17 protein-coding genes are annotated in these 19,781 nt (G+C 69.7%); 5 read left to right on the top strand and 12 right to left on the bottom strand.

What is annotated here, in order from left to right:
* Positions 1–9: 9 nt before the first annotated feature.
* The gene (locus ACIRON_RS17170) at positions 10–678 is read right to left on the bottom strand and encodes a response regulator (RefSeq protein ID WP_402993675.1); all 669 of its coding nucleotides are present in this window, start codon (positions 676–678) and stop codon (positions 10–12) included.
* Positions 675–1,805: a sensor histidine kinase gene (locus ACIRON_RS17165; protein WP_402993673.1), complete on the bottom strand. Its 1,131-nt coding sequence runs from the start codon at positions 1,803–1,805 to the stop codon at positions 675–677. The genes ACIRON_RS17170 and ACIRON_RS17165 overlap by 4 nt, the downstream gene beginning before the upstream one ends.
* Before the next feature lie 91 nt (positions 1,806–1,896).
* Here ACIRON_RS17165 and ACIRON_RS17160 point away from each other — a divergent pair, with 91 nt between their 5' ends.
* The gene (locus ACIRON_RS17160; RefSeq protein WP_091052712.1) at positions 1,897–2,796 is read left to right on the top strand and encodes a crotonase/enoyl-CoA hydratase family protein; all 900 of its coding nucleotides are present in this window, start codon (positions 1,897–1,899) and stop codon (positions 2,794–2,796) included.
* Positions 2,797–2,966: 170 nt separating this feature from the next.
* On the opposite strand, the gene ACIRON_RS17155 is transcribed toward ACIRON_RS17160, so the two are convergent.
* Positions 2,967–3,464: a gluconokinase gene (locus ACIRON_RS17155; protein ID WP_402993670.1), complete on the bottom strand. Its 498-nt coding sequence runs from the start codon at positions 3,462–3,464 to the stop codon at positions 2,967–2,969.
* Positions 3,464–4,201, bottom strand: coding sequence for a dienelactone hydrolase family protein (locus ACIRON_RS17150; RefSeq protein ID WP_402993668.1), 738 nt, complete (start codon positions 4,199–4,201; stop codon positions 3,464–3,466). The genes ACIRON_RS17155 and ACIRON_RS17150 overlap by 1 nt, the downstream gene beginning before the upstream one ends.
* 43 nt (positions 4,202–4,244) lie before the next feature.
* Between ACIRON_RS17150 and ACIRON_RS17145 the strand changes: the two genes are divergently transcribed.
* On the top strand, positions 4,245–4,730 hold the full coding sequence (locus ACIRON_RS17145) for an SRPBCC family protein (RefSeq protein ID WP_402993666.1): 486 nt from the start codon (positions 4,245–4,247) through the stop codon (positions 4,728–4,730).
* A 730-nt stretch (positions 4,731–5,460) separates the two neighbouring features.
* On the opposite strand, the gene ACIRON_RS17140 is transcribed toward ACIRON_RS17145, so the two are convergent.
* From ACIRON_RS17140 to ACIRON_RS17120, 5 genes are all read right to left on the bottom strand, one after another.
* Positions 5,461–6,255: a 3'(2'),5'-bisphosphate nucleotidase CysQ gene (locus ACIRON_RS17140; RefSeq protein ID WP_402993762.1), complete on the bottom strand. Its 795-nt coding sequence runs from the start codon at positions 6,253–6,255 to the stop codon at positions 5,461–5,463.
* 19 nt (positions 6,256–6,274) lie between these two features.
* Complete coding sequence (locus tag ACIRON_RS17135; protein WP_402993760.1) at positions 6,275–8,332, bottom strand: protein kinase; 2,058 nt, start codon at positions 8,330–8,332, stop codon at positions 6,275–6,277.
* A gap of 103 nt (positions 8,333–8,435) precedes the next feature.
* Complete coding sequence (locus tag ACIRON_RS17130) at positions 8,436–9,761, bottom strand: exopolysaccharide biosynthesis polyprenyl glycosylphosphotransferase (protein ID WP_218131499.1); 1,326 nt, start codon at positions 9,759–9,761, stop codon at positions 8,436–8,438.
* Between the two features lie 162 nt (positions 9,762–9,923).
* Positions 9,924–10,616, bottom strand: a complete 693-nt coding sequence (locus ACIRON_RS17125) for a response regulator transcription factor (protein ID WP_091052720.1) — start codon at positions 10,614–10,616, stop codon at positions 9,924–9,926.
* Positions 10,597–11,583 (bottom strand): sensor histidine kinase, encoded by a 987-nt coding sequence (locus ACIRON_RS17120; RefSeq protein ID WP_402993664.1) that lies wholly within the window; start codon positions 11,581–11,583, stop codon positions 10,597–10,599. Before ACIRON_RS17120 ends, ACIRON_RS17125 begins: the two co-directional genes overlap by 20 nt.
* A gap of 442 nt (positions 11,584–12,025) precedes the next feature.
* Between ACIRON_RS17120 and ACIRON_RS17115 the strand changes: the two genes are divergently transcribed.
* Positions 12,026–12,622, top strand: coding sequence for a LuxR C-terminal-related transcriptional regulator (locus tag ACIRON_RS17115; RefSeq protein WP_402993662.1), 597 nt, complete (start codon positions 12,026–12,028; stop codon positions 12,620–12,622).
* A gap of 15 nt (positions 12,623–12,637) precedes the next feature.
* Here ACIRON_RS17115 and pth read toward each other — a convergent pair whose 3' ends face one another.
* Positions 12,638–13,249 (bottom strand): aminoacyl-tRNA hydrolase, encoded by a 612-nt coding sequence (gene pth, locus ACIRON_RS17110; protein WP_402993660.1) that lies wholly within the window; start codon positions 13,247–13,249, stop codon positions 12,638–12,640.
* A complete protein-coding gene (locus ACIRON_RS17105) occupies positions 13,246–13,884 on the bottom strand; it encodes a 50S ribosomal protein L25/general stress protein Ctc (protein WP_402993658.1) in 639 nt (212 codons plus the stop codon). Before ACIRON_RS17105 ends, pth begins: the two co-directional genes overlap by 4 nt.
* A 223-nt stretch (positions 13,885–14,107) precedes the next feature.
* Here ACIRON_RS17105 and pepN point away from each other — a divergent pair, with 223 nt between their 5' ends.
* Both pepN and ACIRON_RS17095 read left to right on the top strand, forming a co-directional pair.
* Positions 14,108–16,528, top strand: coding sequence for an aminopeptidase N (gene pepN, locus ACIRON_RS17100; protein ID WP_402993656.1), 2,421 nt, complete (start codon positions 14,108–14,110; stop codon positions 16,526–16,528).
* A 48-nt stretch (positions 16,529–16,576) separates the two neighbouring features.
* Complete coding sequence (locus ACIRON_RS17095; RefSeq protein WP_402993654.1) at positions 16,577–17,590, top strand: LCP family protein; 1,014 nt, start codon at positions 16,577–16,579, stop codon at positions 17,588–17,590.
* A 769-nt stretch (positions 17,591–18,359) separates the two neighbouring features.
* Here ACIRON_RS17095 and ACIRON_RS17090 read toward each other — a convergent pair.
* Positions 18,360–19,619, bottom strand: a complete 1,260-nt coding sequence (locus tag ACIRON_RS17090; RefSeq protein ID WP_402993652.1) for a DUF222 domain-containing protein — start codon at positions 19,617–19,619, stop codon at positions 18,360–18,362.
* Between the last annotated feature and the right edge of the window lie 162 nt (positions 19,620–19,781).

Raw genomic sequence — 19,781 nt, 5'->3', positions numbered from 1 at the left:
CTGCGCCTCCTAGCGGTCCTCGCTCACGAGCCCGGCCTCGTGGGCGAGGATCGCTGCCTGCACCCGGTTGCGTACGCCGAGACGACCGAAGGCGCTGCTCAGATAGGCCTTCACGGTCCCCTCCACGAGGTGGAGACGGCGACCGATCTCGGCGTTTGAGAGCCCGGCGGCGACCAGCGCCATCACGTCGCGCTCGCGGTCGGTGAGAGCGGCGACCTTGGCCCGCGCGTCCGCGGCCCGCGACATCCGGTCACCGGCCCCGGTGCCGAGCTCGGCGATCACGCGCTGGGCGACCCGTGGGGAGAGGAAGGCGGCGCCGTCGGCGACCGCGTGCACGCCCGCGAGCAGCTCGCGGGGATCGCCGGACTTCAGCAGGAACCCGCTCGCCCCGTCGCCGAGGGCCCGGGCGATGTAGGCGTCCTCGGAGAAGGTGGTCAGCATGACCCGCGCGGTCTCCGGGGCGGTCCGGGCGATCTCCGCCCCCGCCGCCAGACCGTCCATCCGCGGCATCCTGACGTCGAGCAGCGCGACGTCGGGCCGGTGGCGCTGGGCCGCCTCGACCGCCTCTCGCCCGTCGGCGGCCTCGGCGACCACCTCGATCGTCTCGTCGGTCTCCAGGATCGCGCGTACGCCGGCCCGCACCATCGCCTCGTCATCGGCCAGCAGCACCCGGATCACAGCACCGCCTCACGCCGGTCGCTGCGTACGGGCAGGTCGGCGACCACCTCGAAGCCTCCGCCCGCGCTCGGGCCGTGGCGCAGCGTGCCCCCGGCGGCGCGCGCCGCCTCCTCGAGCCCGGCCAGGCCCAGCCCGGTCGTCGTCCCCGCTTGCGGTGGAAGGGTCGCGCGGCCGTTGCTCACCGAGAGACGTACGCCTTCTGGTTCCCGCTCCACCGAGACCGTCACCGACGACCCCGGAGCGTGCCGGGCGGCGTTGGTGAGCGCCTCCTGCACGATGCGGTGGGCGGCCGCGTCCCGCACCGGCGTGGATCCGGGGCACTCGTCGAGCGAGCCCACGAGGCGTACGTCCATCCCCGACTGACGCGCGCGCTCGACCAGGCCATCGATCCCGGCCGCGGCGGGGGTCAGCGGCGCCTGTTCGGTGGCGGGACGGAGGACGCCGACGATCTCGCCGAGCCGCTCGGTGGCCCCGGCTGCGGCCGCGCGGATGTCGCCGGCTGCCTGCTGGTGGGCCTCGGTGAGCCCCGGCGCCACCTCGAGCGCACCGGCGCGCAGCGCGATCAGGCTGAGCTCGTGGCCCAGCGAGTCGTGCATCTCCTGGGCGATCCGGGCACGCTCGGTGAGCTGGGCCTGCTCGATCTCGGTCGAATGGCTGCGGGCGACCTGACGTAGGTAGCGGCCGCTGAGCCACGGCAGCGCCATGAAGATGATCATGTTGCCGGCCATCGCGACCTGCACCCCGCCGCCGTTGACGACGGCGTCCAGCACCGTCAGCGTCACCACGGCCACGCCCGTCACGACCGCCGAGGGCCACACCTGGTCGGCCCATCTGCCGACGAGGAAGCTCGTCAGCGCGGCGAACGCGACGTAGCTGATCAGGATCCAGCCGTCGTTGGCCACCACCGTGCCGCCGACCAGCGCGCACACGAGTGCCATCGCGACGGCAGGACGCCTCTGCCGGACCCACATCGCGACGGTGACCCCGAGGACTCCCAGCAGCGCCGACCAGCCCGACCACTGCGGGTGGCCGGCGTCGCTCATGTAGAGGTGCTCGGCGGTGACCGCCACGACCAGAAGGCCCGACAGGATCGACTCGAGGGTCCGGGGCCGGCGCAGCAGACTCACGCCCACCACGGTAGTCGGCGACATTCTCGAAAAGTACTGTCTTTCGGCAGGGGGTCTCGACAAGCTCGACCACCGGTGCAGACTGTGACCCATGGCTTACGAGACCCTGACCTTCGACGTGGACGGCGACGGCATCGCGCTCCTGACCCTCAACCGACCCGACGCGCTCAACTCGTTCACGGTGACGATGGCGCGCGAGCTGGAGGAGGTGTTCACCACCGACGCGATGGCCGACGAGGTTCGCGCGGTCGTCGTGACCGGCGCCGGGCGGGCGTTCTGCGCCGGGATGGACCTCTCCGCCTCCGGGAACGTGTTCGGCCTGGACGAGTCGCTGCACCCGACACCCGAGAGGCTCGCCGAGCACCTCGCCGACCCGGCGAACCACCCCGAGTACGCCGAGGGCGTACGCGACACCGGCGGCAAGGTCACCCTCGCGATCCACGCACTCCCCAAGCCCGTGATCGCCGCGATCAACGGCCCGGCGGTCGGCATCGGCGCCACGATGCTGTGCGCGATGGACGCGCGGCTGGCGTCCTCGAAGGCGAAGATCGGCTTCGTCTTCGGCAAGCTCGGCATCGTCCCCGAGGCCTGCTCGTCCTACTTCCTGCCGCGCGTCGTCGGCGTCCCGCGGGCCCTGGAGTGGCTCTACACCGCGGAGATCCTCGACCCCGACCAGGCCCTCGACGGGGGTCTGGTCCGCAGCATCCACCTGCCCGACGAGCTGCTGCCCGCCGCCTTCGAGCTGGCCCGGAGGTTCACCCAGAACCGGTCGCCGGTCGGCACCGCGCTCGTCCGCCAGCTCATCACCCGCAATGCCTCCGCACGCCACCCGCTCGAGGCCCACCTGTCCGACTCGCTGGCGATGTTCTATGCCTCGATCGGCGACGGCAAGGAGGGTGTCGCGGCGTTCCTGGAGAAGCGGGCCCCCGAGTTCACCTCGAAGGCGTCCGAGGTCCCGGACGTGTTCCACGGAGAGATTTTTACGGGCTGACCTGCAGCGATAGTCGAGAACCCCCTGTTGTGGGGCCGCATCCTGGGCTACGGTCGAAGGTGGGCCCGCCCGCTGGTCCCTCACCCGGGTGTGGCCGCGGCCGGCACGCAGTGCCCAACCCGAGATGGGCGCGTGTCGGCCGCATCTCGGCACCTGGCCGAGACGGCGGCCTAGGCGCCGATCAGGCCTGCGTACTCCTCGACGATCGCGTCGACCGGCTGGTTCACGTCGATGACCATCCCGGCCTCGTCCGAATCGAGCGGCTCGAGCGTCTTGAACTGGCTCTCCAGGAGCGTGGTCGGCATGAAGTGTCCGGGTCGGCTCGCCTGGCGCCTCGCGATCACCTCGCGGGTGCCCTCCAGGTGAAGGAAGGTCACCTCGGCGTGGTGCCGCCGGAGCTGGTCCCGGTACTTCCGCTTGAGCGCCGAGCAGCTCATCACGCCGCCGCGCTCGGCGTGCCGGGCCAGCCACTCCCCGACCGCCTCGAGCCAGGGGTAGCGGTCGTCGTCGTCGAGCGCGATCCCGGCGGTCATCTTCTCGATGTTCGCCTGCGGATGCAGGTCGTCGGCATCCTCGAACGGCACCCGCAACCGCCCCGCGATCGCCGCCCCGATGGTCGATTTCCCTGAGCCCGAGACTCCCATCACGACCAGCACCGGTTTCGCCATCACGACATCGTACGGGCGTAGAGCGCCTCCAGATCGGTGAAGTGCCGATGAGTCCCCGCCTCCTGGTAGGAGGAGGTGTCGGCCATCGAGTAGCCGTGCGGGGCATCGGGGTAGATGAGGTTGGTGTAGACCACCCCGGCGTCGTCGAGGGCCCGGCTGAGGTCGGCGACGTTCTCCGGAGTCATGGAGCGGTCGTGGTCGGCGTGGCCGAAGTAGTACTCCGCCCTGGTCCCGGCGATGCAGGTGTGCGGCGAGGCCTCCTCCGCGGTGACCAGCCCACCGCCGTGGAACCCGGCGACGGCGACGAACTCGTCGGGGAACCGTCCCGCGGTCCGCACCGCCAGTCGCGCGCCCATGCAGTAGCCGTGGGTGGCGAGGGGGCCGGCGGCGTACGTCTGGAGGGCTTCGACGTACGCCGGGATGTCGATCGCCAACCGGTCCACGGTCAGGCCACGGACCCGGTCCATCGCACCGACGAAGAACGCGTCCCTGGCCCCCGGGTCGCGCAGGTCGGCCGTCGGTGCCAGCTCAACCGCGCTGCCGTCGCGGTAGAACGTGTTGGGCGCGAGGACGACATAGCCCCACGTTGCGACCCGCTCGACCATCTCGGCCAGCCGCGGCCGGAGGCCGATCGCATCCATGTAGACGAGTACGCCGCCCTTCGGTGCGCTCTCGGGCCGGGCCAGATAGGCCTCGGCGGTGCCATCAGGTGTCTCGATCTCGATCTGCTCGACCACGCCCTCACGCTACCGGCAGGCACTTGCTGCCATGCTCGTACCCATGACCCAGCACCCAGAGGCACTGCACCTCGAATCCTCCCGAGCGATCCCGGTCGCCTACGAGACCGCCCTCGCCCGCGTCCTCCCGGCGCCGCTGCCGCAGATCTTCGGCCGCCGGTACGCCGCGATCGGCCCGATCGCCGAGGTCCGCGACCAGGCCGGCGACTGGGACACTGCAGGCGAGACCCGCACGATCGGCCTCGCCGACGGCGCGACGATGCGCGAAACCCTGACCGCGATCGAGGCTCCCTCGTCGTTCTCCTACGAGATCACGCCGCTCTCCGGCCCGCTCAAGCTCCTGGTCGGCCACGTCGCCGGCCGCTGGTCCTTCGCCCCGGCCGGCACCGGCACCCGGGTCACCTGGTCCTGGGACGTCACGCCCACGTCCCAGGCTGCGTCGTTCGCGATGCCTGTCTTCGGGTGGATGTGGAAGGGGTATGCGCGGCAGAGCTTGGAGTCGTTGGAGGAGTTGCTGCTCGGCTCTTGAGTCTTTCCCCGCTGGCGGGTCGGTGTTGTTTGTGGTTGGGGTTTGCCGCCGACCCTTTCGGAGAGGGTGTTCTCGGCGGCGTCCGGAGTAAAGGACGGCCTTCGGCCGCCGGCTGACGCCGGTCGCCTTCGGCGATCCTTGACACCGGCCGTCGCCGAGAATTTTTGGCTGGCTATCGGGTCGGCGGCAGGGGTCTGGTGCGGAGATTCAGGTTGGGCAGGGGCCTGGGAATCGGGTGATCGTTTCGCCGGTGTGGGCGGTCGGCGAACGAATTTTCGTTCGCCGTGTAGGTCGTCCCCTCCGAGTGCGGGATCTGCTGGCGGAAGGAATTTTCTTTCCGCCGGAGGAGTCCTTGCTCGGGTGGGGGGCGAACGAACTTTCGTTCGCCATGTAGGTCGTCCCCTCCGAGTGCGGGATCTGCTGGCGGAAGGAATTTTCTTTCCGCCAGAGGAGTCCATACTCGGTGGGGCGAACGAACTTTCGTTCGCCCGTAGAAGCCTCCGTCGCCCTGGGCGGTTTCCCGCGGCCACTCTGGGGCCGCCGCCCCGATAGCCAGCCAAATCTTTTCTCGACATGGTCCGGTGTCAAGGATCGCCGAAGGCGACCGGCGAAGCCGGCGGACGCAGGCCGTCCTTGACTCCGGGCCAGGTCGAGAAGACCCTCAAAGAACGGGTCGGCGGCCCACCCCAACCAACGAGGAAACCCTCGCGGTCAGCGAAACGGCCAAACCTCACACCCCATGCCGCTTGATGAACGACAGAATCTGCTCCGACAGCTCAGGCCGACAAACGATGACGTCAGGCAGATACACATCGTCCTGGTTGTAGCGCAGCGGGGAGCCGTCGACGCGGGAGGTGAACAGCCCGGCAGCGGCGGCGACCGCCACGGGAGCGGCGGAGTCCCACTCGTACTGCCCGCCCGCGTGGACGTACGCGTCGGAGATGTCGCGCACGACCGACATCATCTTCACGCCGGCCGATCCCATCGGCACCAGCTCGGCGCCGATCTCCTCGGCCAGCGCCTCGACGAAGGCCGGCGGGCGGCTGCGGGAGACGGCGATCCGGGGACGGGGCGAGGTCGACGGCGGCACGACCGGAGCGGCACCGGTGTGGAAAGTGCTCTGCACGGACGCGTCGGCGAGCGCCGGCTGCGCGACCGCGCCGGCGATGAGCTCACCGCCGTTGGAGGAGGCCCACAGGGCCACGTGCACGGCCCAGTCGTCGCGCGGCGGTTCGGAGAACTCGCGGGTCCCGTCGAGCGGATCGATGATCCACACCCGGTCCTTGGTGAGCCGCTCCTTGGAGTCCTTGCCCTCCTCGGAGAGGACGGCGTCCTGCGGGCGGTACTCGGCGACGAGCTCCATCAGCAGCTCGTGGGCAGCCAGGTCACCGGCATCCTTGAGCTCCTTGCCCTCCAGCCCGGAGGTGGCACGCACCTCGAGCAGCCGCCGGCCGGCGGTCTCGGCGAGCCAGGCGGCCAGCAGGTGGTCGGAGGCGAGGATCTCGGGCGCAGGCACACCAGGCATGAAGGTCACCCGCGGCACTCTATCCAGCCGACCGCCGCGTCCGATAAAGGCCCAGCCCGAGTCCGATCGCGATGACCAGCACCACCCCGGTCAGCACGGCGCGCAGGATCAGCCCGGTCTTGGCGCGCTCGTCCTCGGCGGTGACGTCGTTGGCCATGGTCTCGGCCGACTTCAGGATCACCTGGAGAAGGTTCTGGATGTAGGCGACGGCACCATCAGACCAGGTGCGGACGATCGGCTCGCCCTTCGACGCCGCCCTCAGCTCCGTGGCGACTCCTTGGATGCTGCCCTTGGCGGCGACATCACGGACCGTACGCTGCACCATCATCGCGCCCGAGCCCTTCTCGAAGGTGCCGTCGGAGACCCGGTCGAGCTCCGCCTGCAGCTCGGGCGATGCTCCCGAGTAGAACGCCGAGGACGACTTCACCCAGGCGGCCTCCGCGTCGGTGAGGTCCTTGACCGACTTCGTACCGATCTCGTTCTCGGACAACGCGACGACCATGAGCTCCCGCTCGATGCTGAACGCCTCCGCCGCCCCCGTCAGCCTGCTGAGGTTGCGGACCTGGTCGCCGGTCTGGTCGTCCTCCAGCTCCGGCACCTGCGCCGCGAGCATCAGCAGGTTGCTGGCCAGCGCGGTGTAGACCTCGCGAGCGGCGTCCTGGCTGGCTCGGTCGCCTTCCTGCATCTCGACCCGGTAGAGCTCGAAGTCGTCGAGCACCTCGGTGATGTCGTGGTGGAGCCTGCGCAGCTCGGGATCACCGTCGACGTCGATCGCGGCCGCGGCGGTCTGCCACTCCTCGACCGCCAGGTCGGTGGTGTGCAGGTAGGTGGAGCGTACGTTGACCGGCGCCTGCGCGACGGGCTGCAGCGCGTCCCGTTCGAAGATCACGTCGACGGCGAGCTCGATGGTCTCGGGGAGTGCCTCGCTGAGCGCGGCCGCCCGGCCGGTCTCCGAGGCGCTCCGGAAGGAGGCGAACGTCGCCAGGCCGCCGACCGCGACACCGACCAGAGCCACCGCCAGCAGGATGCTCAGGGGCCGGTTGGCGCCGGAGCGCTTCGCCACCCGGGAACCGCCGGTCGGGAACGACCCGCTCGCCCCGATCTTCGCGAACGCCCCGGACGTGCCGATAGCGCCGGAAGAAGACCCGGTCGACCCGGCCGCGGGGAACGAGCCGCTCCCGCCGAAAGCCTCGTAGGCACCGGAGGTGCTGATCGGACCCGACGCGTGCATCGGACGCTGCCGGGGCACCTGCATGTCGAAGACCGGCAGCGGGCCCGAACCGGTGAGCACCGCGACGACGTCGTGCGCGCTCGGCCGCTGCCCGGGGTCCTTGGCCATCATCATCGCGACCAGGTCGTCGATGATCTTCGGCACCTGGACCGCCCCGCTGACCCGCGGGATGGGTGCGGTGGCGTGCTGGTAGACCACCGTCGCCGGCGCGCCGCCGGAGTAGGGGGTACGACCGGTGAGCATCTCGAAGAAGACACAGCCCAGCGAGTAGATGTCGCTCGGCGGACCGACCTCGCCTCCCGAGCCACGCTCGGGCGAGAGGTAGCCGAGGCTGCCGACCACGTCATGGGTGGAGGTCAGCCGCTGGTCGCCCAGGCGGGCGAGCTGGGCGATCCCGAAGTCGACGATCCTGATCCTGCGGTCGCTGTCGTAGACGAGGTTGGACGGCTTGATGTCGCGGTGGACGATCCCCTGGGCGTGGACCGCGGCGAGCGTACGCGCGGCCTGGACGATGACCTCACCGGCCTCACGGGCGATCAGCGGGCCGTGCGAGCGCAGGCGTTCGCCGAGGTCGGGGCCGGTCAGGAGCTCCATGACGAGGAAGGCCATCGGCCCGTTGGCGGTGCGTTCGATCCCGGCGTCGTGGATCTGCACGGTGCCGGAGTGGCTGGCGGCCGCGGTGGAGAGCGACTCGCGCCGGAACCGCTCGATCATCGTCGGGTCGGCCGACGTCCGCACGACCTTGACCGCGACCCAGCGCTGCAGGGTGAGGTCCATGGCCTGCCATACCTCGCCCATACCGCCTCGCCCGATCAGGCGGTGCAGCTCATATCGGCCGGCAATCATGGGGTGGGGGGAGGTTTGCATGGGGGACGTTCCCGTCGAGGATCCAGTTGTTCGTACGTGTCAGGTTGCTCACACAACGGCCTGGGAGTTTAGGCGACACTCACTAGTAGGCGCCAGAGCCACGCACAACAGCTTTGACCGTACGAACGACGATTCCGAAGTCGCGTAGCAGCGTCCAGTTGTCCACATAGTCCAGGTCCAGGCGAACCGTGTCCTCCCAGGAGAGGTCCGATCGCCCCGAGACCTGCCACAGCCCGGTCAGACCGGGAGCAACCGCGAGTCGGCGATGCGAGTCCCGATCGTACATCGCCACCTCGCTCGGCAGCCCCGGGCGGGGCCCGACCAGCGACATCTGGCCCAGCACGATGTTGAACAGCTGCGGCAGCTCATCGATGGAGTACTTCCGCAGCACTCGCCCGACCCGGGTCACCCGCGGGTCCGCACGGAGCTTGAAGAGGACCTGGCCGGGACGGTGGTCGAGCGTGCGCAGCAGCGACTCGGCGTCGACGACCATGGTGCGGAACTTCCAGATCCGGAACTGCTTGCCGTTGCGCCCGACGCGCACCTGCCGGAAGAAGACCGGACCCGGGGAGTCGAGCTTGATCACGACCGCCATCACGGCGAAGACCGGGACGAGCACGGCGACGGCGGCCGCCGCGGCCAGCCATTCCCACACGTACTTGGCCACCCGGGTCAGCCGCGCCCGCAGGGCCTCGTCGACGTAGAGGAGACTCATCGAGCCCAGCCGCATCGAGGACGTACGCTGCGGGGTCACGTCCTGCATCCGGGTGCTGACCAGCAGGGGAAGGCCGAAGGACTCGCTCGTCCAGGCCAGTCGCTGGATCTCGCGGCCGGCCAGGTCGGGCCCGGGGACGACCAGCACCGCGTCGGGCCCGACCGAGGCGATCGCGCCGGAGAGCCCGTCGGCACGGCAGACCGCCGCGGCCTCCATCAGGCCGCCGCTGAGCCGGTGGGTCCACTCCGGGATCGCTCCGTGGTCATGGGCCGCCTCGACCACCACGACCCGCAACGGGGTGCGCGGCCGGGAGCTGAAGATGTAGCCCACCACGCGGAACGCGAGCGCGGTGACCAGCCCGAGGATCGTCTGCACGACCAGCTGCGCCTGCGGCAGCTCGACCACCGCACCCAGCAGCCAGGTCGCCATGCTCATCGCCATGAACGCCTTGAAGACCCCGGAGACGGTCGCCCGCAGGCGCTCGGCGCCGGGCAGGATCTTCGGCGCGGTGATCCTGGTGGCCAGCCCCCAGAGCAGCCCCCACACCAGTGCGTGGACGATCTCCTGTCCCACGATCAGCGGCGCGAGGATCATCAGCGCGAGCCCGTCGACCATCGAGGCCTGCAACCGAAGGGAGGGTGCCTTGGCGGACACCCTCCGTCGGTTGATGTCGAGCGGGACTACTGTCTCCACCGACGCCAGCTCTATCGTCATCCATCTCCCCCAAAGCTGCTGGGCGCCCGAACGCTTACTTCATGCCAGAACAATGCGGTAAGAAAGCGGTCGTTGGGGGCCGATGGGGGTCCGGTTAGACCAAATGAGGGAACCGGAACCCACTGGTCCAGACCAGTGGGTTCACTCCAGTGACTGCGGGGAGCGCCAGCCGAGGCGGTGGGCAAGGCCGACGGCGGCGATCTGGGAGGTGACCTGGAGCTTGGCGAGGATGGACTTCACCTGGGTGCGCACGGTCGCCTCCGACACGACGCCGATGACGGCGATCTCGTGGACGGTGCGGCCGAGCATCAGGTGGCCGAGGACCTGCGACTCGCGCTTGGTGAGCAGCTCGATGCGACGGCTCAGCTCGGAGACCTCGTGCTGGCGCTCGAACCAGACCCGGATCAGCCGCTCGCGATCGCTCACCGCGAGGACGCAGGCGCCCTGGTAGAGCCGTCTGACGGTGCCGAGGATCTCGCCGAGCGGGCGGGACTTGGACAGCACCGTGCGGGCGCCGTTGCGCAGCGCCTGGCCCCAGCGGGCCTCCTCGATCGCACCGGTCACCACGACCACGTCGACGCCGGCCTTGGCCAGCGGCTCGATGAGGCGTACGCCGTCGCCGTAGCGGCCCAGGTCGAGGTCGAGGAGCACGACCTTCGGCTTGTTGCGGAGCACGACGGAGACCATGGTGGCGGTGGAGACCGGCTCGCTGGGCATCGGGATGCGACGTACGTCGTAACCCTCCATCGAGACGGCGAGCTCGAGCGACTCGGCGAAGAGGACGTGGTCCTCGACGATGACGACTCGATACTGGCTACGCGGCGACAACGTCATCGGAGACGCCTTCCTGCTGTGCTTCGATCGTGGCGCGCGGGATCACGGCGCTGGGAAGGGTGACCACGAAGGTTGTACGGTCCACGGCGGCGAGGCGGAGCGAGCCGCCCATCCGCTCGGCGACGGTGTGGGCTTCATTGAGTCCGATGCCTTGACCGGCCGAGTCCGGCCCGCGGACGCCCCACTCGAAGATCCGCTCGCGCACCTCGGGGGCGACCCCGGGGCCGTCGTCGGAGACCTCGACCACGACCATCTGACGGGACTCGCCAGGCTCGTGCCGGACGGTGACGTCGACAGCGCCGGAGCCGTGCTTGGCCGCGTTGTCGAGAAGAATGTTGATGATCCGTGCGGCCGCGTCCGAGCTGCCGACCGCGAGCGCGTTGCTGGGCTCGTGGACCACCGTGGTGCCGCCGGCCTCGTGGGCCAGGGCGAGGTTGTGGACCACCGCGTCGACGTCGATCACTCCGGTGTCGACGGGCATCGTGTCCGCGCCGCCTCGCTGGGCACGGACGAGGCGCTCCAGGCGCCTGAGCTCGCTGCCCATCATGGCCATCATCGCGACGCGACGCTCCGGGTCGAGCGTCTCGGAGTTGCACAGCAGCTCGCTGGCCGAGCGAACACCGGCGAGGGTCGAGGTCACCTCGTGCATCCGGGCCCGGTGGAGACGCTGCGTCTCACGCGCGCTGAGCAGGTCGTGGTAGATCTCGTCGGCTGCCTTCGCCTCCGCCGCACACACGCGCCGGTAGATGCGCACAGCCCCGAAAAGGAGAGCTGCGGCGGCCGCGAGCGAGGTGGTCACGACGATGGCCGTGAGGAGGACCCAGAGGAGTGCTCCGCCCGGATGGAAGGAGACCCAAGGGCCCTGAAGGACGGCGATCAGAAAGCTCTGGACGCCGATCAGGACTGCGGTGGTGGTTACGTAGGCGGTGGTTAACCAACCCGAGTTGATCCGCTGGAAAATGGACATAGACATACTGCTCCCCAGGACGGGTCGGCCAGTGAGGTATGAGTCCCGAATAGGGCCGTGTCCAGGCCCTGCTCCCCCAGCCCGAGCTTGTCGGGCCGTCCCAATTTGAATGTTGTGACCGAAACCTTTACAAGGCAACGTAATCAGCACCGTATCGCCACGTGACCGCATTCCGGGCCAATACCGAGAATTGAGGAGTCATAGAATTTCGAGGTCGTCCACAAACTACATTGCGGGAAGCGTTGTCCCAGGTCATCCCCAAACTTGGGGCACTGTAGAACAGGTTCCCGATCTCCGCCTGGATTCACCCACAATAGCCATACCCCCAGGGAGATCTGGCAGGGCCAGCCCGAGACGACCGAACGGCACAGCAGACATGGCAGCCTCGACCGTACGACTCAGGGTCGCAGTCTCAGCGGACGAGACGATGACCCTTGATGCCGTGACGGTTACGCTCGACGAGCGCGGCATCACCGTGACGGCGACGGCCTCCACCTCCGCGGATCCCGACGAGTTGCTCGTCGGAAGTCCCTCGACCTGGCTGGTGGTCACCGACCTCGACGGCTGGACCCATCTCGGTGAGGTGTGTGACCTGGTCCGCGGCGTACGCCTGCCCGGGGTCGTGCTGACCTCCGCCCCGCGCGGGGGGCTCTGGGGCGCCCTGCTCGAGGCCGGTGCGGTCGCGGTGCTCTCCGCCGACACCCACTCGGACGCGATCGAGGACGCGCTGCGCGATGCGGCCGAGGGACGGCGCGGGCACAGTCCGGGCGAGGCCGAGGGGCTGGTCGCGCAGTGGCACCTGCTGCGGGAAGGGCGTGAGCGCATGCACCGCCTCGTCCGCTCGCTGACGGTGCGCGAGCACGAGGTGCTCGAGCTGCTCTACGACGGGGCCACCGTCGCCGAGATCGCGTCGCGCTTCGGGGTGGCGCAGACGACGGTGCGCACGCAGGTGAAGTCGATCCTGCGGAAGTTCGAGGTCGGCTCCCAGCTGGCGGCGGTCGCTGCGTACGACCGGTATCTGCGGCCGCCTCGGAGCTGACCCGGAGAGCCGACCCTAGGAGTTGAACCGCTGCTGGGTCTTCTCCAGACCCTCGTTGATCAGCGTCTCGATCGCGTCGGCGGCGGTGTCGACCACGAACGGCAGCACCTTGCGCTCGGTGCTGGAGAAGTTGGAGAGCACGAAGTCGTGCACCTCCTGGCGACCGGGCGGGCGGCCGATGCCGACGCGCACCCGGTGGAAGTCGCCGGTGCCCAGGGAGGACCGCATCGACTTGAGGCCGTTGTGGCCGTTGTCGCCACCGCCCAGCTTGACCCGCATCGTGTCGAAGGCGATGTCGAGCTCGTCGTGGATGGCGATGACATGGTCGGGCTGGACCTTGTAGAAGGTCGCGAGCGCCTTGACCGGCCCGCCGGACTCGTTCATGTAGGTCCGGGAGCGGGCGAGCACGACGCGTGGGCCGGGCACCCCGGGGGTGGTCCCCCCGAGGCGCCCTTCCACGACGTCAGCACGGCCGGTCTTGTGGGCACGCCACTTGCTGCCCAGCCGGTTGGCCAGCTCGTCGGTGACGAGATAGCCGATGTTGTGACGGTGTCCGGCGTACGTCGGCCCGGGGTTGCCCAGGCCGACGACCAGCCAGACGCCGTCGGTCACCGAGTCAGAAGTCACTCGGCGTCGGCGGCCTCAGCCTCGGTGGCCTCAGCCTCGGTGGCCTCAGCGGCCTCGCCCTCGGCGGCCTCGTCGGCGACGGGCTCCTCGATGGTCTTGGCCTCGGTGATGTTGACGACCAGGGTCTCCGGGTCGCTGACCAGGGTGGTGCCCTTCGGCAGCGCGACGGAGCCGGCCAGGATCTGGGTGCCGATCTCGAGGCCCTCGATGCTGACCTCGATGCTCTCGGGCACGTGGGTGGCCTCGGCCTCGACGGTCAGAGTGTTGGCGTCGGTGACGACCAGGCTGCCGGAGACGGCGTCACCGGTGACGTGGACGGTGACGTCGACGGTGACCTTCTCGCCGGCGCGGACCGCGACGAAGTCGACGTGCTCGATGACGCGGCGGACGTCGTCGACCTGGACCTGCTTCGTCATGGCGAGCTGGGTCTTGCCGTCGATGTCGAGCTCGAGGAGAGCGTTCGCACCGTGGTTCTTGAGCGCCATCATGGTGTCGTGGCCCGGCAGGGTCAGGTGGATCGGGTCGGCGCCGTGGCCGTAGACGACCGCCGGGATCTTGTTCTCACGGCGGATGCGGCGAGCGGCACCCTTGCCGAACTCGGTGCGCTTCTCGGCTACGATCTTCTCGCTGGACATGCGTTGAACTCCTCGATGAGTGGTGCTGACGTCAATGGCGCCCGGCTGGTCCAACGAAGGCCGTGCGACGAAGGCACGGCGTCTCTGAGAAGAGACGTCCACCTTGTCGATCACGGAGCGCGAGGCGCTCCCTCGCCGAGGCAACTGCCACAGACTATCCCCGGGTCACGCTCACAGCGAAATGCGCGCGCGTCCTGACCTGCGAGGACGTACGTTGGAGGTCGTGTCCCTCACACTCGACGAGGCCCGCACACGGGCCGGCGTGCTCAGCTCCGTCTCCTACTCCCTCGATCTCGACCTCACCGGTCCCGAGACCTTCCGGAGTCGCACCCGGGTCCGGTTCCGATCCACGGTCGCCGAGACGTTCCTGGATCTGAAGGGCGCGCTCGCGGTGTCGCTGGTCGTCAACGGGGAGGCGGTCGAGGCTGCGTACGACGGTGAGCGGGTGGTCCTGACCGGGCTCTCGACCGACGCCTTCAACGAGGTCGAGGTGACCGCGACGCTCCCGTTCACGACCGACGGCGACGGGATGCACACGTTCACCGACCCCGTCGACGGGTCGCGCTACGTGTCCGCCTACCTGGGCATGGACAACGCCTCGAAGGTCTACGCCTGCTTCGACCAGAACGATCTCAAGGCGTCGTTCGCGGTCGCTGTCACCGCCGATCCGGCCGACACGGTCCTCGCCAACGGCGCCGTCGTCTCGCACGACGCCGGCCGCTGGGTCTTCGCCACCACTCCCCCGATCCCGCCGGCCCTGCTGGTCGTCGCCGCCGGGCCCTGGCACTCGGTGCGCTGGACTGCTGCGCTCGACTCCGGGGAGAGCCTCGAATTCGGCTGGCATGCCCGGCGGTCGCTGGCGGCCGAGCTGGACCGCGACGCGGAGGAGCTGCGGCGTACGTCGGAGGCGTGCTTCGCCCACTACGCCGACCTCATCGACGAGCCCTATCCGTTCGACTCCTACGACCAGGTCTTCGTGCCCGGGCTCAACTGGGGCGCGCAGGAGATGCCGGGGTGCGTGACCTACCGCGACGAGCTGCTGCCACGCGGCGCGATCACCGACACCCAGCGGGCCATCCGCGCGGTGATCATCGCCCACGAGATGTCGCACATGTGGTTCGGCGACTCGATGACGATGACCTGGTGGGAGGACACCTGGCTGCAGGAGTCGTTCGCCGACTACATGGGCTACCGGGTCGCCGAGGCGGGCGCCGGCTTCTCGGACCTGCGGGTCGAGGTGGAGATCGGGAGCAAGCCGTGGGGCTACCGCTCCGACGCGCGGCGCTCGACCCATCCGGTCGCTCCGCTGGCCGTGGACGTGCCCGACGTGGACACCGCCGCCACCATCTTCGACGGCATCTCCTACGCCAAGGGCGGGGCCTGTCTGGTGCAGCTCGCCTTCTGGCTCGGTGACGAGGAGTTCATGGCCGGGGTCAACCGACACCTGACCCGCTTCCGGTTCGCCAACGCGACGCTGGCCGACTTCGTCGAGTCGCTCGCGGCGAGCTCGACGAAGGACGTACGCGGGTGGGTGGACGCCTGGCTGCGGCGCCCGGGGTTCGACACCGTGTCGGTGCGGCGCGACGGGGAGGTCCCGGTCCTGGCGCGCGAGGGAAGCCGGCCGCACGCGTTCACCGTCGCCGGCTACGACTCCGCGCTGCGGCTCGTGGGACGCAAGCGGGTCGAGCTGGGTGCCGAACCGTTGCCGCTGCCGGAGTTCGCCGGGCTCGTCGTGGTCCCCAACGCCGGCGGCGAGACCTTCGCCGCGCTCCGTCTCGACCCGGGGTCGTGGGAGGCGCTCTCCGGCGGGCTCTCCCGGCTCGAGGACCCGCTCGTACGTGCCGTGCTCTGGTCCGCCACCGCCCTGCGGGTGCGATCGCGTGACCTCTCGGCCGACGACTACCTCGACCTGGTCGAGGCTCACCTTCCTTCCGAGACCCGGGCGGACATCATCGAGGGGGTCCTCGGCGAGGCCCGGTCCGTGGTGATCCCGCAACGGGTGCCGGCCTCGCGCGCGGCGGGAGCTGTGGCGCGGGTCGCCGCCGCGGCCGCCGCGGGCCTGGCGGCTTCCGCTGACGACGAGCAGCGGGCCTTGGCCTGGGCAGGGGCCCTGGCCGCGACCAGCGCGGACGCCGGGCTGCTGCGCGGCTGGCTGGACGCCGACAAGGTCGGCGTCGGCATCCCGCTGCTGCCGACCACACGATGGGCGGCGATCGTACGTCTCGCCTCGCTCGGCGAGGCCGACGCGCGGTTCATCGCGACCGAGCGCGACCTGGACGGCACCGCCGAGGGATACCTCGGGGCGCTTCGGGCGCTCGCCGCCCGCCCCTCGACCAGCGCGAAGGACGCCGCGTGGGAGGCGATGCTCGCCCCCGGTGTCGACAACCGTCGCTTCGGGGCGCTGGCATCGGGGATGTGGATCGCCGAGCAGGCGCATCTGCTGCGTCCCTACGTCACCGCCTATCTCGCCGAGGCGCCGGCCCTGGCCACCCGTGGCCAGGCCTTCGCGATCGAAGTCGGGCGCGCCTTCCCTCGGATCGCTCTCGACGACGGGCAGCTCGATGCGCTGCGCGCGGCCCTGGCCGGTGACGTACCGACGATCCTGCGGCGTTCCTGGGAGGACCACTTCGACGACCGCGAGTAGCGACCACTAGCCTCTATCCGCCCTCGACCCCCACCACTGAGGACGGCCATGAAGAAGAAGCGCATCTGGCTCAGCGTCGGGATCGCGTTCGTCGTGCTCGTCGGCGCCGTGACCGGCACCGGTTGGTATCTCGCCCACCGGCTCGACCGCCAGGTCCAGACCGTCGACGTCTTCGCCGGGCTCGAGGAGCGTCCAGAGGCAGCCGGCGAGGCCGCGGGCGCCCTGAACATCCTGCTCCTCGGCACCGACGGACGCACCGGCGGCGAGGCCACCACCGGCAGCGGGGCGACCGCGTCGTGGACGCCCGGTGAGCAGCGGGCCGACACGATGATGCTGCTCCACCTCAGCGCGGACCGCCGCTCGGCCTCGGTCGTCTCGATCCCACGGGACTCCTGGGTGCGGATCCCGGGCCACGGCAAGGCCAAGGTCAACGCCGCCTTCTCCCAGGGTGGCCCGACGCTCAGTGTGCAGACGGTCGAGAAGCTCACCGGCGTACGCATCGACCACGTCGCCTGGGTCGACTGGGCCGGCTTCGAGGAGATCGGCGACCTCCTCGGCGGCGTCGAGGTCTACATCCCCGAGACCGTCCACGACTCCGCGCGCGACCGCACCTGGACCAAGGGCACCCACCTGCTCACCGGCGAGGAAGCCCTCCTCTACGTGCGCCAGCGCTACGGCCTCCCCGGCGGCGACCTGGACCGCGTGAAGCGCCAGCAGTACGTGCTGCGCTCCATCCTCCGCGGCCTGCGCCAGAGCGTCGACCCGAAGAACCCCAAGAAGGCGTACGACCTCCTCGACATCATCACCCGCCACCTGACCGTCGACTCCGGCTTCTCCGGTGGTGACCTCCGTGGCCTGGCCCTCGATCTCGCCCGGATGCCTTCCTCGGACCTGACCTTCTTCACGGCGCCCGTTGCTGGGCTGGGGCGCGAGGGGAAGCAGAGTGTCGTCCATCTCGATCGGCGCAAGGGGCGGGAGCTGTGGGACGCTGTGCGGGAGGACGAGATGGACGCTTGGCTTGCGTCGAACCAAGAGGTTCTGACGGGGCGGACGGTCAACTGAGGCTGGCGGCCGCCGACCCGTTGTGGATGGTGTTCTCGCCGGCTCCCGGAGTAAAGGACGGCCTTCGGCCGCCGGCTTCGCCGGTCGCCTTCGGCGATCCTTGACACCGGGCTCCGGCGAGAATTTTGGCTGGTTATCGGGTCGGCGGCGGGGTTTGGCGCGGAGTTTTTCGGGTTGGGTACGGGCTTGGGGCTCGGGGCGCTGATTCGCGGTCCTTTTACAAGACGATGACACCTTGTGAAAGATTCACAAGCGCGGCGATGGGGGCGGGTGGCGCGTTGGGCGTCTCGGGCGCCAGGGTTGGCTGCCTCGGGGCGGCTGGGGCGGTGCCGGCCGCCACCCTGCGGGCAATGTAGGGGGTCCGGAGGCCGTCATCCCGGCTTCCCCGAGGTGTCGGCCGTTCCCATCGAGACGCTGATCCCTCTGCTCCGGAGCGTGGAACCCACCGCGGCGTGGGCAGCATCAGCAGCTGTGACGAAGCCGCATCCAGACGCGGTGCGCGACCATTCCGAGGACACGGTCCCGCGTCCAGCACCGCCCCGCGTCCAGCACGGAGCCGCCGGCCGCTACCGCGCTGACTGTCGGGTACGGTCCGGCGATCGACACCAGCACAGCGATCGACACCAGCTCGAGGACTGGCAGTGGTCCGACGACGGGTCAGCCTCAACAGGGTCGCGGGAACGAGCGCGCACTGATCGTCTCGGCAGCCATGGACGTGTGGCGGCGAAGAACGTGGGCGGTGAGCGGTCTGGTTTCGGGCGGGTCCGGTTCAGGTGCGGCGGGTGAACCGGATTCGTCCGTCCGGAAGTCGCTCATAGGTGGAGCCGGCATGGATGCGGCGGTGGTCGCTGGGGCACAACAGGACCATGTTGGCCATGTCTGTGTTTCCGCCTTGGGACCAGGGTTTGAGGTGGTGGGCTTCGGTCCAGGCCGCGGGGGCGTCGCAGTCTTCGGCTTGGCAGCCTTGATCTCGTAGCCGCAGGGCTCGGTGTTGGATCGGGTGGGCCAATCTGGCGGTGCGGCCGAGGTCGAGGACCTCTGAGTCCGTGCCCAGCACGACGGGGACCAGATCCGCGTTGCAGGCCATCCGGCGGGCTTCGGCGGCGGTGATCTGGTCACCGTCGAACCCCAACGCGGCGGTGCCCAGGTCGGCGCGGAGCTGGTCGAGGCTCATGGTGATGAAGACCGTGGTCGCGTGCCCGCCGTGGCGGGGCAGCAGGTCGACGTCGTAGGTCTCCACCACGCGGGCGAAGGCCTGGCCCAACAACCGGTCGTAGGGAGCTTTGTGGCCCTTGTCCTCCGCGGACCACTTCCGGGGCTGCGCCAACGAGTCCAGCATGGTGCGGAGCCTCATCCCGATCGCGCGGGAGACCCGGGCGTGGAGGTCGATGGTGCCGTCGCCGTTGTCGCGGGAGGAGAAGAACGTGCGTCGTTGAGCGAGCTCTTCCTCGCGCTGTAGCGCTTTGGCCTCGGCGGCTTCGAATCGTTCGGGGTCGATCTCGGCGAGGATCCGTTTCCCGACGATCCGCAACTCGTTGGCGGTCAGTCGGGTGGCGTGGTCGACCAGCAGCTTCTCGGCGAGCACCAGGTCCTCAGCACTCGCAGCGGGGTCGGACTCGATGGCGTCGAGCGCTTTGGTGATCACGCGGGCCTTGTCCTGGGACACCACACCCTCAGCCAGACCGGCGGCGACAAGGTCGTACCTGGCCACGCCTGTGGCGAGCCTGATCTGGGAGCGGGCGGCGGCCTTGTCGACCAGGAGGTCGGTCCGCATCCACCCGGAAACGTCCTTGGCGCCGGTCTCCTCGGCGATGTCGCCGGCGGTGGCCAGGACCCGGAGCTTTACCGCGGCCTGTTGGGCGTGGATCTTCTCCAGCCGTTCCAGTAGGTCCTTCTTCTGGCTGGTGCGCCAGTAGACGGGATCACTCGTGAGCAGGTCGTGGAGGGAGGATTCGATGGCGGTCAGGGCGGCGTCGATCGGGTCGCCGGGCTGGCTGCCCCAGTGGTCGACGTCGTGTTCGAGACTCATCGTGATCCCTCCCCTCAATGGCGTGTCGTGATGGGTCCGATTCTACGCCGCCAAGGGGATACCTAGCCACCTATAGGTGCAGGTCAGCGGCTAGTTTCGCGGTGAGCGAACGCGGTCGCTTCTGTGGATGGTAAGTGGCCCGAAGGGCCACCTCTCCGCTCC

Origin of the sequence: Nocardioides sp. NPDC101246 (genome assembly GCF_044767415.1) — a bacterium.
Classification (GTDB): Bacteria; Actinomycetota; Actinomycetes; order Propionibacteriales; family Nocardioidaceae; genus Nocardioides.
This window is presented reverse-complemented; position numbering and strand designations above follow the sequence as displayed.

Bases quoted from the DNA above. Each gene is read 5' to 3' on its own strand.
- ACIRON_RS17125 (WP_091052720.1), bottom strand. From the start codon at position 10,616: ATGACGTTGTCGCCGCGTAGCCAGTATCGAGTCGTCATCGTCGAGGAC.
- ACIRON_RS17155 (WP_402993670.1), bottom strand. From the start codon at position 3,464: ATGGCGAAACCGGTGCTGGTCGTGATGGGAGTCTCGGGCTCAGGGAAA.
- ACIRON_RS17095 (WP_402993654.1), top strand. From the start codon at position 16,577: ATGAAGAAGAAGCGCATCTGGCTCAGCGTCGGGATCGCGTTCGTCGTG.
- ACIRON_RS17160 (WP_091052712.1), top strand. From the start codon at position 1,897: ATGGCTTACGAGACCCTGACCTTCGACGTGGACGGCGACGGCATCGCG.
- ACIRON_RS17140 (WP_402993762.1), bottom strand. From the start codon at position 6,255: ATGCCTGGTGTGCCTGCGCCCGAGATCCTCGCCTCCGACCACCTGCTG.
- ACIRON_RS17135 (WP_402993760.1), bottom strand. From the start codon at position 8,332: ATGATTGCCGGCCGATATGAGCTGCACCGCCTGATCGGGCGAGGCGGT.
- ACIRON_RS17145 (WP_402993666.1), top strand. From the start codon at position 4,245: ATGACCCAGCACCCAGAGGCACTGCACCTCGAATCCTCCCGAGCGATC.
- ACIRON_RS17120 (WP_402993664.1), bottom strand. From the start codon at position 11,583: ATGTCCATTTTCCAGCGGATCAACTCGGGTTGGTTAACCACCGCCTAC.
- ACIRON_RS17090 (WP_402993652.1), bottom strand. From the start codon at position 19,619: ATGAGTCTCGAACACGACGTCGACCACTGGGGCAGCCAGCCCGGCGAC.
- ACIRON_RS17105 (WP_402993658.1), bottom strand. From the start codon at position 13,884: ATGTCCAGCGAGAAGATCGTAGCCGAGAAGCGCACCGAGTTCGGCAAG.